Consider the following 13,825-nt stretch of genomic DNA (forward strand, 5'->3'; position numbering starts at 1 on the left):
GCGCGGGTGCGGGTTCAATCTGGTGCTTGGACCGGGGGCGACAAGATCTGACTGTTTCGCTGGTCCCTATGCGGGCAGGCCTGCTAGCGGTGCAGCAATGCATAAGCCCTCCCCAAATCAGGCATTTGCCCATGAAGTCGACGGCATGACGGTGGCCGCATGAGCGCTGCTGAACCCGGCATTGGAGAGTGGCCGACCGAGGGGCTGGTGGATGATGTCCGCCCGCAGATGTTCCGCGCGGCCGACGCCGGCGAGACGTTCGCGCTGGCCACGATCGTGGCGGCCGATGGCGGGCCGCGCCCGGTAGGGGCGCAGATGCTGATCACGGCAGCTGACTATTGGGGCTTCCTCTCGGGCGGCTGTATCGAGGCGGACGTCGCGCTTCACGCGCGCGAGGCAATCGCCGACGGTCAGCCGCGGCGGCTGGTCTATGGCGAGGGCAGCCCGTTCATCGACATTCGCCTGCCGTGTGGGGGAAGGATCGAAGTGGAGCTCGAGCGGGTCCTGCCCGACGATGCGGCAGTCCACGATCTGCGCCGCCTGACGCAGGCGCGAGAGCCCGCCTTGTGGACCAGCGACGGCAAGCACCGAAGCTGCAGCAGGGACGGGGTGACCGACCCGGCTCCTCGCGCGCGGGTCCGCCGTCGCTACGATCCCGCGCAGCGGCTGGCGGTGGTCGGCACAGACCCCTTCGCGCTCGCGATTGCCGGTCTTGGCCAGCGGATCGGCTGGGATACCGTGCTGCTCGCGCCCTTCGCCTTGGAAGGCGAGACGCCTTTGGAGGTGCCGGTGCTGCGCAGCGCCTTGGCCGATTCGCTGGCGAGCATCGCGCCCGACCCATGGACGGCCATCGCCGTCGCAACGCACGATCTGGAGCGCGATCGGGAGGCGCTGGTGCCCGCACTTGCCGGGGCGGCCGGCTATGTCGGGGTGCTCGGCTCGCGCCGCAAGCTGGACGAGCGAAGGGCTGGCCTGCGCGCCGCAGGATTGCGCGAGGCCGAGATCGACCGCCTCAAGGCCCCGATCGGCCTGCCTATTGGCGCGGCATCGCCGTGGGAGGTCGCGCTGGCGGTGATCGCCGAGATCGTCGCAGATGCCCGGTCTCGCACTAGCGGTGAATCCGCATGACAGGCCACGCTGGGCGCGAGGCAATGCTCGCCGGATGCCACGCGATCGTGCTGGCGGCGGGCGAGGCGAGCCGGTTCGGTGGCGGCAAGCTGCTCGCACGGCTCGATGACACACCGCTGGTCTGCCGGGCGGTGCGGGCCGCCTTCGCAGCGCCGGTGGAATCGGTCCGGGTGGTCATAGGCGCCGACGCCGAGCAGGTCCGCGAGGCGGTGCTGGCCGAGCAGACGCCGCCGCCTGAATTCGTGCACTGCGACAGTTGGCAGCAGGGCCTCTCCGCGTCGCTAAAAGCAGGAATCGGCGCGCTTCCCGCCGATGCGCGGGCGGTGGCGATCTTCCTTGGCGACATGCCGGATCTCAGCGGGCAGCTCGCTGGCGAGGCTCTGCGCGCGGTGCTGGCCGGGGCCCCGGCGGCCTACCCGGTTTTCGGGCAGGCTCCCGGTCATCCGGTCGCGCTGTCGCGGGCGCTGTGCGAGGGGGTCGCGCAGCTGGAGGGCGATCGCGGCGCGCGCGCGCTGATAAAGGATCATCCCGGCGTGGTCCGTCTGCCGGTCGATGATCCGGGCTGTATCATCGATATCGACACGCGGGACGATCTGCGCGTCTACGCGCGCGCGTAGACGCGGCTTATACCTCCGGTAGGAACGCGCGGTCATTAGTTAGGCACTGATTTACGATTTGGCCCTAGCCATAGGCATAGGGAGGAGTTCGTTGATGATGCCGGAGACTCTATTGCAAGGCCGCAACGGGACCTTGTTCTACGTGTTGGCCCAGATCGCCCTGCGCTACGCACTGGTCGTCGCGCTGGTGGCGGTGTTGTGCATTCCGGTGGCGCAAGGATCGTGGGTCACCATGCTGCAGGTCCTTGGGGCCGGGCATCTGTTTTTGGCCTTCGCCCTCAGCCTCATCATCCATTGGGTCCGGAAAGCGCAGTCGGCGGAGAACAAGGCGCGCCTCACCGGCATCAACGAGACGCAGGAACAGATCGAAGAGCTCTTCGCGATGACCGACACGCTGCAAAGCGCGGACAGCAATGCGGACGCTGCGCAGGTGCTGCGCGCCACCAGCCGCAAGCTTCTGCCAGGCTGCGGCGTCGCCCTCTATGTGTTCAACAATTCGCGCGACCGGCTCGACCTGATCGACAGCTGGGACATGCCCGAGGCCTATGTTGCCTCGGACAGTCTGGTGCCGTCCAACTGCTGGGCGCTGAAGCGGGGCAAGGACCATTTCAACAATCCGCAGGAACAGTCGCTGTGCTGTTCCCACTATATCGGTGAGGTCGCGAGTATCGAAGTGCCGATGATGGCGCGCGGGCAGGTTTTCGGCCTGCTGGTGCTGGGCGATCGTGGCGGCAAGTGCTCCAATGTCGAGAAAGCCCGCCGGATCGCGCGGGCGCTGGCCGATTCGACTTCGCTCGCGCTGTCCAACATCTCGTTGCGCGAACAGCTGCGCACCCAGTCGCTGCGCGACCCGATGACGGGCTTGTACAACCGCCGCTATATGGAAGACACGCTCGACCGCTTCCTCGCGCTGGCCCAGCGCCAGCGGCAGTCCACCTCGGTGCTGATGATCGACCTCGACAATTTCAAGACGCTCAACGACGAGCATGGCCATGCCAAGGGCGATGCCGTGCTCAAGGATGTTGCCGCGCATGTGGTCGGTGCGCTGCGCCCGTCGGACATCGTGTGCCGCTATGGCGGCGAGGAGCTGCTGGTGATCCTGCCCGATTGCGGGATCGACGATGCGATGATGCGTGCAGAGCAGGTGCGCGCGCGCATCGAATCGCTGTCGGAACAGCATGGCTGCCGCGTCACCGCCTCGATCGGGATCGCCTCGATTCCGGAGACCGCCAAGTCATCCAGCGATCTGCTGTCCGCCTCCGACGCCGCGCTTTACGAAGCGAAGGCGATGGGCAAGAACCAGGTCCATGCCGCACCGCCGGTGATGACCAAGAAGGCGGGCGAAAACGTGACCGCCCGCCTCGTGGTCAGCTGACCCGCCCGCCGGGCTCAGGCCTTGAGCCGCGCGGCGTGCCACGCCACGTGATCGGCCAGGAAGCTCGAGATGAAGTAATAGCTGTGATCGTACCCGTCGCGCATGTTGAGCGTGAGGGGGATGTTCGCATTCGCGCACGCCTCCGCCAGCAGTTCGGGCTTGAGCTGTTCTTCCAGGAACTGGTCCGCGGTGCCCTGTTCCACCAGCAGCGCATCGGCGCGCGCGCCATCCTCGATCAGGGCGCAGGCGTCGTATGCACGCCATGCTGCGCGGTCTTCACCCAGATAGCCCGATAGCGCCTTCTCGCCCCAAGGCACCCGGCTGGGCGCGACAATCGGACTGAACGCGCTGATCGACGCGAAGCGATCCGCGTTCCTCAGGCCGACGGTCAGCGCGCCGTGGCCGCCCATCGAATGGCCGGTGATTCCCTGGCGAGACATATCGACCGGGAAATGCTCCGCGATCAGCGCAGGCAGCTCGTCCTCGATATAGCTGCGCATCTGGAAATGCGGGGCCCACGGCTGCTGCGTCGCATCGACATAGAAGCCCGCGCCCTGACCCATGTCGTACGCATCGTCATCGGCCACGCCTTCGCCGCGCGGGCTCGTGTCGGGAGCGATGAAGATGATCCCGGCTTTCGCGCAGGCCGCGCGATACTCGCCCTTCTCGGTGACATTGGCATGCGTGCAGGTGAGGCCGGAGAGATACCACAGCACCGGCAGCTTCGCTCCTGCCTCGTGATCGGGCACGAAGACGGAGAAGGTCATGTCGGTGCCGGTGGCAGTGCTCTTGTGACGATAGACGCCCTGCGTCCCGCCATGGCTGCGGTTCTCGCTGACGGTTTCGATGCCCATCCTACACCTCCACCGGAACGAAGGCGGTTGCTGCGTCGCCGGTATTGGGCGTGCCGTCGGCATCCATCACCAGCAGTTTCGCCTCGCCGGCGGTGGCGCGGGGGCGATGCTCGACGCCGCGCGGCACCACGATCAGTTCGCCCTGCGCGAGGTGCTCGACCCGGTCGCGAAACTCGATGTCGAGCTCTCCCTCGACCACCAGGAACAGCTCGTCGGTGTCGGGGTGGCAATGCCAGTGATAGTCTCCCTCGACCCGCGCGAGCCGGACCTCGTTACCGTTGTAGCGCGCCGCGACGCGCGGCGACCAGTGCTCGGAAAACAGGGCGAACTTCTCGGCCAGATTGACCTTTGCCGGGGCTGCGCTGCCCATCAGTCGTACACCACGACGGAGCGGATGCTCTCGCCCGAGTGCATCAGGTCGAACGCCTTGTTGATTTCTTCCAGCTTCAGCACGTGGGTGATCATCGGGTCGATCTGGATCTTGCCGTCCATGTACCAGTCGACGATCTTGGGCACGTCGGTGCGGCCCTTGGCGCCGCCGAACGCGGTGCCGCGCCAGTTGCGGCCCGTCACCAGCTGGAACGGGCGCGTCTCGATCGTCTTGCCCGCTTCGGCGACGCCGATGACGATCGAGGTGCCCCAGCCCTTGTGACAGCATTCCAGCGCCTGGCGCATGACATCGGTATTGCCGGTGCAGTCGAAGCTGTAATCAGCCCCGCCGTCGAGCATTTCGACCAGATGCGCGACCACATCGTCGACATCCTTCGGATTGACGAAATCGGTCATCCCGAAATGTTCGGCATAGGGCTTCTTGTCGGGGTTGATGTCGACGCCCACGATCCGGTCGGCCCCCGCCATCCGCGCGCCCTGAATCACGTTGAGGCCGATCCCGCCGAGGCCGAAGACCACCACATTGTCGCCCGGCCGCACATCGGCGGTGTTGACCACCGCGCCGACGCCCGTGGTCACCCCGCAGCCGATATAGCAGCTGGTGTGGAACGGCGCGTCTTCGCGGATCTTGGCGACCGCGATCTCGGGCAGGACGGTGTAGTTCGAGAAGGTCGAGCAGCCCATGTAGTGGTAGATCGGCTTGCCCTGATAGGAAAAACGCGTGGTCCCGTCGGGCATCAGGCCCTTGCCCTGCGTTTCGCGGATCGCGCTGCACAGGTTGGTCTTGCCCGACAGGCACATCTTACACTGGCGGCATTCGGGCGTGTAGAGCGGGATGACGTGATCGCCTTCCTTCACGGATGTCACGCCCGCGCCGACCTCGCGCACGATGCCTGCACCTTCATGGCCGAGCACGCTGGGGAACAGGCCTTCGCTGTCGAGCCCGTCGAGCGTGTAGGCATCGGTGTGGCAGATCCCGGTCGCCTTGATCTCGATCAGCACTTCGCCGGCCTTGGGGCCTTCCAGATCGAGTTCGACGATCTCGAGCGGCTTCTTTGCTTCGAAGGCGACGGCTGCGCGGGTTTTCATGGGGGAATTCTCCTTCTCGCGGGGTCTGTCTGCATGGCAACGCGCCGGGTGGCGCAAACGTGCCTTGCGCTTGTTCGGATGCCTGCCTAGGCCCTTGATCCGTGATCGATCAATCCGCCTTTCGCGATGCGCTCGGTACTTTTGTCACCGGTGTGACGATCGTGACCGCCTATGATGAGGACGGGCAGCCTTCCGGATTGACGGCGAACAGCTTCAATTCGGTCTCGCTCGACCCGCCGATGGTGCTGTGGAGCCTGTCTCTGGGCAGCCGCAATCTGCCCGTGTTCCGCAATGCGAAGGCATGGGCGGTACACGTGCTGGCGGCGGACCAGCAGTCGCTTTCCAACCGCTTCGCCAGCCGCGGGGCGGACAAGTTCGGCGATCTGGACTGCGGCGACGGGCCGGAAGGGGCCCCGCGCCTCGAAGGGTGTGCGGCGCGCTTCGGCTGCACCGCCAAGTTCGAGTACGAGGGCGGCGATCATGCGATCTTCCTTGGCGAGGTGGTCGATTTCGAGCGGACCAGCGCCGAACCGCTGATCTACCACGGCGGGCGCTATGGCCGGGTGATGCCCGATGGCGAGCCCGCCAGCGATACCGCCAAGGCGCAACTGGTCAGCGACGGCCTGATCGTACAGGGCGGCGAGGGCTGGCGGCTGACCTCCGCAGGCCGCGCCCAGCTACAGCTTCTGCGACAGATCGAGAGCGGCTGAGGCAGCTGCAAGTGCAGGCTGCGTGAGCCTCTCGCTCTCGCAGGACTTGTAGATATAAAAATATCTTTATATGTCGGATCGCGATGCGGACCGAAGCCATCCTGCGCGCGCTTGGCGACACCACCCGGCTGCGGATCATGCGGCTGCTGGGGACGATCGAGCTTGCTGTGGGTGAGCTGTCGCAGGTGCTCCAGCAGAGCCAGCCGCGTGTTTCCCGCCATGCCTCGATCCTGTGCGATGCAGGGCTCGCGGTGCGTCGCCGCGAAGGCAGCTGGATCTATCTGCGCGCCGCGACCGAGGGCGCGCATGGATCGCCGCTGACGGCGGCGGTGGCCCGGCTGCTTTCGATCGCCGAGCAGGAAGACGCCGAATTCGCCGCGCAGTGCGAAGAGGATCGGGTCCAGCTCGCCGCGATCCGCAATGCGCGCGAAGACAAGGCGGCCGAATGGTTCGAAGCCCATGCGACCGAATGGGACGACCTGCGCCGCCGCCATAGCCCGGATGAAAAGGTCGAAGCCGCCCTGAACCGCGCGTTGGGGGGCGAGCCGCTGGGCGAACTGCTCGACATCGGCACCGGCACCGGGCGGATGGCGGAGCTTTTCGTCGAAGGGGCATCGCGGATCGTCGCGCTCGACAAGAGTCTCGAGATGCTGCGGGTGGCGCGGGCCAAGCTTCAGCATCTGCCCGCAGAGAAGGTCGAGCTGGTGCAGGGCGATTTCCTCTCCCTGCCGTTCGACAGCGCGTCGTTCGACACGGTGCTGTTCCACCAGGTGCTGCACTATGCGCCCGATCCGCTGGTGCCGCTGCGCGAAGCGGCGCGGGTGCTGCGGCCGGGCGGGCGGATCGCGATCGTCGATTTCGCCGCACACCAGCAGGAAGAACTGCGCGAACGTTTCCAGCATGCCCGCCTCGGCTTCGAAGACGGGCAGCTGGTCGGCGCTCTGGAGCAGACCGGCTTTGCGAGCGAACCTCCGCGCTCGCTCGAAGGCGACACGCTGGAGGTCAGAATCTGGGTCGCCCGGCGCATCGACGCGCTCGGCACCCGCGAAACCACACGAAAGGCGGCACGATGACGGCCGGACCAGGCACCATGTTCGATCCCGCTCGCGAAGCAGACTATGCGACCACCCCGCCGCTGTTCAGCGGACTGCCGGGCGATATCGACGTCAGCTTCGAATTCTTCCCGCCCAAGACGGAGAAGATGGAAGCGTCGCTGTGGAGCGCGATCGAGGAGCTGAAACCTCTCGATCCCCACTTCGTCTCGGTCACCTACGGCGCGGGCGGCTCGACGCGCGAGCGCACGCACAAGACGGTCGCGCGGATCATCGCCGAGGCCGGGTTGCCTGCCGCTGCGCACCTCACCTGCGTCAACGCTTCGAAGAAGGAAACGCAGCGGATTGCCGAGCACTACTGGGAAGCGGGCGTGCGCCACATCGTGGCGCTGCGCGGTGACATGCCGCGCGAGGACGGCACGCTCGGCCCGTTCGAACCGCACCCCGATGGCTACGCCAATGCCGAAGAGCTGGTGCGCGGGCTGAAAGAGGTCGCCGATTTCGAGATTTCGGTCAGCGCCTATCCCGAATGCCACCCCGACGCGCAGAGCCCGCAGGCGGAGATCGATTACCTGAAGCGCAAGATCGATGCGGGCGCGGACCGCGCGATCACGCAGTTCTTCTTCTCGCCCGAAACATTCTTCGCGTTTCTGGAAAAGACCGACAAGGCGGGTATCGACGTGCCGATCGTGCCCGGCATCCTTCCGATCACCAATGTCGCCAAGGCGCGCGAATTCGCCGGGCAGTGCGGCGCCGAAATTCCGCAGTGGATGGACAATCTTTTCGAAGGGCTCGACCAGCGCCCCGCCGCGCGCCAGCTGGTTTCGGCCACGATCGCTGCAGAAATGTGCCGTCGGCTCTACGCGGGCGGAATTCGCCACTATCATTTCTATACGCTCAACCGCGCCGACCTCGCTTACGCGATCTGCCACCTGCTCGGCATGCGGCCCACGGAGAACCCAGCATGACCGACGCCCGCCAGACCCTGATGCAGGAAGCCGCCAAGCGCGTCCTCATATCCGATGGTGCGTTCGGCACGCAGATCCAGAACCGCAAGCTGACCGAGGCGGATTATGCGGGCGATCTGAACCTGCCCGCCGACCAGAAGGGCAATAATGATATCCTCGCGCTCACTCGCCCCGACGTGATCGCCGACATTACCCGCGCCTATCTGGATGCCGGGTCGGACATCGTTTCGACCAACACCTTCTCCGCCAACACGATCAGCCAGGCGGATTACAAGGCGGAAGACAAGGTCGACGCGATCAACTTCGAATCCGCCCGCATCGCGCGCGAACTGGCGAATGAATACGCGGCGAAGGACGGTCGCCCCCGCTTCGTCGCGGGCGCGATCGGCCCGACCAACAAGACCCTCTCGCTCTCGCCCGATGTCGAAGACCCCGGCTATCGCGAGATCACCTTCGATCATCTGGTCGAAGTCTATCGGCAGCAGGCCGCCGGGCTCGTGCAGGGCGGGGCGGACTTCATCCTGATCGAGACCGTGTTCGACACGCTCAACGCCAAGGCGGGCATCTTCGCGGTGAAAAAGCTGGAGCGCGAGCTTGGTCGCGAGGTGCCGATCATGATGAGCATGACGCTGACCGACCTTTCGGGCCGCAACCTGTCGGGCCACACGGTCGAGGCGTTCTGGCACTCGGTTCGCCATGCCAGGCCGGTGACCATCGGGCTCAATTGCAGCTTCGGCGCGGAACAGCTGCGCCCGCATGTCCAGTTGCTGGCCAAGCTCGCCGATACGTTGGTGATGGTCTATCCCAATGCCGGCCTGCCTAACGAGCTGGGCGAATATGACGAAGAACCCGACACCACCGCAGCGCTGGTGAAGGCTTGGGCGGACAAGGGACAGGTCAACATTCTGGGCGGCTGCTGCGGTTCGACCCCCGAACATATCGCCGCGATGGCGAAGGCTGTTGTCGGTCTGCCCCCGCGCGAACTGCCCGAACCGCCCACGGTGATGCGCCTCGCTGGGCTCGAACCCTTCGAGATCGCTGCATGAGCGATGCCGCTGTGGAGCGTGTGGTGGTGCGAGAGGCCGGCGGAGAGGATGCTGGGCGGCTGGCGCTGGTGTCTGACGCGACCTTCCTCGAAACCTTTGCCGGAATGATTTCGGGTGACGCGCTCGTTACCCATTGCCAGAAGCGCCACGCGCCCGCCTATCTTAGAGGACTGCTCGAAGGCGGGGCGCGAGCCTGGCTGGCCGAGCTGGACGGCGCGCCGATCGGCTTTGCCCTGCTCACCGCGCCCGAACTCGACGCCGCGCGCGAGGGGGATGTCGAGCTCAAGAAAATCTACGTTCTGTCACGCTTTCACGGCAGCGGGATCGCGGCCCGCCTGCTGGACGCCGCACTCGCCGGGGCGGCGGGCCATGCGCGCCTGCTACTCGGCGTGAAGGACGATAATCAACGCGCCATCGGCTTTTACACCAAACAGGGATTTCGCCAGATCGGCACGCGACGCTTCGATGTCGGCGGTACGCTGTACGACGATGTCGTTCTCGCCCGCGATCTGGACCGGACTTAAATCATGACCGAGCAAAATATCGCCAACTTCGTCAATATCGGCGAGCGGACCAATGTGACCGGCTCCGCCCGGTTCAAGAAGCTGATCATGGACGGCGACTACGCGACCGCGGTCGAAGTCGCGCGCCAGCAGGTCGAAAACGGCGCGCAGGTGATCGACGTCAACATGGACGAGGGCCTGCTCGACGCGGTCCACGCGATGACCACCTTCCTCAAGCTGATCGGTGCCGAGCCCGATATCGCGCGCGTGCCGGTGATGGTCGACAGCTCGAAGTGGCATGTGATCGAGGCGGGCCTGCAATGCGTCTCGGGCAAGCCGATCGTTAACTCGATCTCGATGAAGGAAGGCGAGGAGGAATTCCTGGCCCACGCGCGTCTGTGCATGGACTACGGCGCGGCCGCCGTGGTGATGGCCTTCGACGAGACCGGCCAGGCGGACACCAAGCAACGCAAGGTCGAGATCTGCACGCGCGCCTACAAGCTGCTGACCGGAATCGGCTTCCCGCCCGAAGACATCATCTTCGATCCCAATATCTTCGCGGTCGCGACGGGGATCGAGGAGCACGACCGCTACGGGCTCGATTTCCTCGAAGCGGTGAAGGAGATCAAGGCCGCGTGCCCGCATGCCAAGACCAGCGGCGGGCTCTCCAACCTCTCCTTCAGCTTCCGCGGCAACGAGGTCGTGCGCCGCGCGATGCACTCGGTCTTCCTCTACCACGCGATCCCCGCCGGGCTCGACATGGCGATCGTCAATGCAGGGCAGATCGACATCTACGACCAGATCGACCCGACTTTGCGCGAAGCGTGCGAGGACGTGATCCTCAACCGCGATGTACCGGGCGAGGAGACCGCGACCGAGCGGCTGATCGCGCTCGCTGAAAGCTACAAGGGCAAGGACCAGAAGGCGGAGAAGGAAGCCGCCGAATGGCGCGGCTGGCCGGTCGAGAAGCGGCTGGAGCACGCGCTGGTCAAAGGCATCGACGCGCATATCGTCGACGATACCGAGGAAATGCGCGCCGCCACCGAAACGGCCGGCGGTCGCCCGATCGAGGTGATCGAAGGCCCGCTGATGGACGGGATGAACGTGGTTGGCGACCTGTTCGGTTCGGGCAAGATGTTCCTGCCGCAGGTGGTGAAGTCGGCGCGCGTGATGAAGAAGGCGGTCGCCCATCTGATCCCCTATATCGAGGCGGAGAAGGACAAGCTTCCCGAGGCCGAGCAGAAGACCAAGGGCAGGATCGTGATGGCGACCGTGAAGGGCGACGTCCACGATATCGGCAAGAACATCGTCGGCGTCGTGCTCCAGTGCAACGGCTACGACGTGATCGACTTGGGCGTGATGGTGCCGTGGAGCGACATCCTGAAGGCCGCGAACGACAACAAGGCGGATATCATCGGTCTGTCGGGCCTGATCACCCCCTCGCTCGACGAGATGGTGACCGTCGCGGAGGAAATGCAGGGCGCGCAGATGTCGATCCCGCTGCTGATCGGCGGGGCGACCACCAGCAAGGTGCACACCGCACTCAGGATCGATCCGGCCTATGAAGGCCCGGTGATCCACGTGCTCGACGCGAGCCGCGCTGTCGGGGTGGCGAGCCGCCTGCTGTCCGACACCCAGCGGGATGCCTTCGTCGACGATACGGCCAGCGAATATGTGAAGGTGCGCGAGGCGCGCGAGGGCAAGACCAAGAACCCGCTGTTCACGCTCGAGGAAGCGCGCGCCAACCACTATGATCCGTTCTATTCGGACAAGCCCGCGCCGCCGATGCGGCCGGGCCTGCACGTGTTCGACGACTGGTCGCTGGCGGACCTGCGCGAATATATCGACTGGACGCCGTTCTTCCGCGCGTGGGAACTGCACGGCAAATACCCGAAAATCCTCGACGACGAGGTGGTCGGCGAAACCGCGCGCACGCTCTTCGCCGATGCCAACGCGATGCTCGACCGGATCATCGATGAGAAATGGCTGACCGCGCGCGGCGTGTGCGGCTTGTGGCCCTGCGCGCGCGATGGCGATGACATTACGGTCTATCTCGAGCGCAACGAGGAGCATGTTGTGCTCCCGATGCTCCGCCAGCAGATCAAGAAGAGCCGTGATCGCGCGAACATGTGCCTCGCCGATTTCATCGACCCCGCGGGCGACTGGATCGGCGGTTTCGCGGTCGGCATCCACGGGATCGACGAGCCTTCGCGCAAGTTCATCGCGGACAAGGACGACTATTCGGACATCCTGCTCAAGTCGCTCGCGGATCGCTTCGCCGAGGCTTTTGCAGAGCGGCTGCACAAGCATGTCCGCACCGATCTGTGGGGCTATGCGCCCGACGAACAGCTGACCAACGATGCGCTGATCAAGGAAGAATATCGCGGCATCCGCCCCGCGCCGGGTTATCCTGCGTGCCCCGATCACTCGCTCAAGCCGATGCTGTTCGAGTTGCTCGATGCCGAGGCCAATACCGGCCTGACGCTGACCGAGAATTTCGCGATGTGGCCCACGGCGGCGGTCAGCGGGTTCTATTTCGGCCACCCGGAAGCGGAGTATTTCGGGGTTGCGCGGATCGGCCGCGACCAGCTGGAAGACTATGCGCAGCGCAGAGGCGTGGATATCGCGACCGCCGAACGCTGGCTGCGTCCCAATCTCGATTGACGCACCGCAGCAAATAACGCACACCGCCAGTCGTTCTCCGCAGAAGCGATTCTGCGGCGGAGCGCGCGGGAGAGATCGTGGAGAGGCCCTGGCCGAACCGCGGCGCCGAAGGAGCAACCGCCCCGGAAACTCTCAGGCAAGGCGAACCGCGCGCGCCGATTGGACACTCTGGAAAGCGTCTCTGGCACTGCCAGCGACCACCGAAGGGGTAAGCTCTCAGGTATTCCGACAGAGGGGGCAGGCGGCAAGGATGCGCACCAACGCGCGTCTTCCCGCGGCTGTCGGATATTGAATGATGAGCGAAGAAGAGACCGAAACCGCGCCGGAAAAGCTGGCTCTCGATGCGTGGCATCGTGCGCATGGCGCGCGCATGGTGCCCTTCGCGGGCTACGAAATGCCGCTTCAGTACGAAGGGATCGTGGCCGAACACGATTGGACCCGCGCGCATGCGGGCCTGTTCGACGTGTCGCACATGGGCCAGCTGACTCTCGAAGGCCCCGATGGAGACATTGCCGCGGCGGCAGAGGCGCTGGAAGCCCTCGTCCCCGGACTGGTCAGCAGCCTGAAGCCGGGCCGGATGCGCTATACGCTGCTGCTGGCCGAGGATGGCGGCATTCTCGACGATCTGATGGTGACCAATACCGGGCAGCACGTCGCGCTGGTGGTCAACGGCGCATGCAAGTGGGACGACATCGCCTTTTTGCGTGAGCATTTGCCCGACGACATCACCCTGACCCACCACGAAGACCAGGCGCTGCTCGCGCTGCAGGGCCCTGAAGCGGTCGATGCGCTGGGCGAACTGGTCCCTGCCGCCGCCGAACTCGTGTTCATGACCGCAGGGTTTTACGACTGGAACGGCGTGCCGCTGTGGATCAGCCGCGCGGGCTACACCGGGGAAGACGGGTTCGAGATTTCGGTGCCCGCCGATCACGCGGAAAAGCTCGCCGCGGCGCTGACGGAGGACAAGCGGGTCAAGCCGATCGGGCTGGGCGCACGCGATTCACTGCGTCTCGAAGCGGGCCTGCCGCTGTATGGTCATGACCTGACTGCGGAGGTCGATCCGGTCACCGCCGAGCTGACCTTTGCGCTCAGCAAGAAGCGGCGCGAGGCGGGTGGCTATCACGGGCACGCGCGGATCAGCGGCGCGCTGAGCGATGGTGCGGCGCAAAAGCGTGTCGGCCTCGTGCTCGACGGGCGGCTGCCCGCGCGCGAGGGTTCGGAGATTTTTGCGGGCGACGCCCAGGTCGGTACCGTCACCAGCGGGGGCTTCTCGCCCACGCTCGGCCACCCAATCGCGATGGGCTATGTCGATGCTGCCCATGCCGAGATCGATACCGCGCTCGAAGTGCAGGTCCGGAACAAACGCCTGCCCGCGCGCGTCGCGAAAATGCCCTTTGTCCAACACCGCTATTTCCGGGGGAGCTAGCAA

At 65.5% G+C, this 13,825-nt stretch carries 13 protein-coding genes and 1 riboswitch; of the genes, 10 read left to right on the forward strand and 3 right to left on the reverse strand.

Annotated elements, in window-relative coordinates; translation table 11 throughout:
- Nucleotides 1-159: 159 nt before the first annotated feature.
- The 3 genes from VO57_004540 (at nt 160) to VO57_004550 (ending at nt 3,120) form a co-directional block, all read left to right on the forward strand.
- On the forward strand, nt 160-1,128 hold the full coding sequence (locus VO57_004540) for an XdhC family protein (GenBank protein XBL70617.1): 969 nt from the start codon (nt 160-162) through the stop codon (nt 1,126-1,128).
- Nucleotides 1,125-1,745: a nucleotidyltransferase family protein gene (locus VO57_004545; protein XBL70618.1), complete on the forward strand. Its 621-nt coding sequence runs from the start codon at nt 1,125-1,127 to the stop codon at nt 1,743-1,745. Before VO57_004540 ends, VO57_004545 begins: the two co-directional genes overlap by 4 nt.
- Nucleotides 1,746-1,839: 94 nt before the next feature.
- On the forward strand, nt 1,840-3,120 hold the full coding sequence (locus tag VO57_004550; protein ID XBL70619.1) for a sensor domain-containing diguanylate cyclase: 1,281 nt from the start codon (nt 1,840-1,842) through the stop codon (nt 3,118-3,120).
- A gap of 14 nt (nt 3,121-3,134) precedes the next feature.
- Here the strand turns inward: VO57_004550 and fghA are convergent, their stop codons facing one another.
- The 3 genes from fghA to VO57_004565 are packed head-to-tail and all read right to left on the reverse strand — an operon-like array spanning nt 3,135 to nt 5,453.
- A complete protein-coding gene (gene fghA, locus VO57_004555) occupies nt 3,135-3,974 on the reverse strand; it encodes an S-formylglutathione hydrolase (GenBank protein ID XBL70620.1) in 840 nt (279 codons plus the stop codon).
- A 1-nt stretch (nt 3,975) separates the two neighbouring features.
- A complete protein-coding gene (locus VO57_004560; GenBank protein XBL70621.1) occupies nt 3,976-4,344 on the reverse strand; it encodes a cupin domain-containing protein in 369 nt (122 codons plus the stop codon).
- Nucleotides 4,344-5,453 carry an S-(hydroxymethyl)glutathione dehydrogenase/class III alcohol dehydrogenase gene (locus tag VO57_004565; GenBank protein ID XBL70622.1) on the reverse strand — a complete coding sequence of 370 codons (1,110 nt, stop codon included), beginning with the start codon at nt 5,451-5,453 and terminating at the stop codon, nt 4,344-4,346. The genes VO57_004560 and VO57_004565 overlap by 1 nt, the downstream gene beginning before the upstream one ends.
- A 101-nt stretch (nt 5,454-5,554) precedes the next feature.
- On the opposite strand from VO57_004565, the gene VO57_004570 reads away from it, so the two are divergent.
- From VO57_004570 to gcvT, 7 genes are all read left to right on the forward strand, one after another.
- Entirely contained in the window at nt 5,555-6,163 is a 609-nt protein-coding gene (locus VO57_004570) for a flavin reductase family protein (GenBank protein ID XBL70623.1), read from the forward strand.
- A gap of 83 nt (nt 6,164-6,246) precedes the next feature.
- Nucleotides 6,247-7,236 (forward strand): metalloregulator ArsR/SmtB family transcription factor, encoded by a 990-nt coding sequence (locus VO57_004575; protein ID XBL70624.1) that lies wholly within the window; start codon nt 6,247-6,249, stop codon nt 7,234-7,236.
- Entirely contained in the window at nt 7,233-8,183 is a 951-nt protein-coding gene (gene metF, locus VO57_004580; GenBank protein ID XBL70625.1) for a methylenetetrahydrofolate reductase [NAD(P)H], read from the forward strand. The genes VO57_004575 and metF overlap by 4 nt, the downstream gene beginning before the upstream one ends.
- On the forward strand, nt 8,180-9,229 hold the full coding sequence (locus VO57_004585) for a homocysteine S-methyltransferase family protein (protein ID XBL70626.1): 1,050 nt from the start codon (nt 8,180-8,182) through the stop codon (nt 9,227-9,229). The genes metF and VO57_004585 overlap by 4 nt, the downstream gene beginning before the upstream one ends.
- Complete coding sequence (locus tag VO57_004590; protein ID XBL70627.1) at nt 9,226-9,753, forward strand: GNAT family N-acetyltransferase; 528 nt, start codon at nt 9,226-9,228, stop codon at nt 9,751-9,753. Before VO57_004585 ends, VO57_004590 begins: the two co-directional genes overlap by 4 nt.
- A gap of 3 nt (nt 9,754-9,756) precedes the next feature.
- Entirely contained in the window at nt 9,757-12,396 is a 2,640-nt protein-coding gene (gene metH, locus VO57_004595) for a methionine synthase (GenBank protein ID XBL70628.1), read from the forward strand.
- A gap of 56 nt (nt 12,397-12,452) precedes the next feature.
- Nucleotides 12,453-12,555: riboswitch (glycine riboswitch) on the forward strand.
- Between the two features lie 133 nt (nt 12,556-12,688).
- Complete coding sequence (gene gcvT / locus VO57_004600) at nt 12,689-13,822, forward strand: glycine cleavage system aminomethyltransferase GcvT (protein XBL70629.1); 1,134 nt, start codon at nt 12,689-12,691, stop codon at nt 13,820-13,822.
- The last annotated feature ends 3 nt before the right edge of the window (nt 13,823-13,825 follow it).

The sequence above is a fragment of the Citromicrobium bathyomarinum genome (genome assembly GCA_001306305.2).
Classification (GTDB): domain Bacteria; phylum Pseudomonadota; class Alphaproteobacteria; order Sphingomonadales; family Sphingomonadaceae; genus Alteriqipengyuania; species Alteriqipengyuania bathyomarina.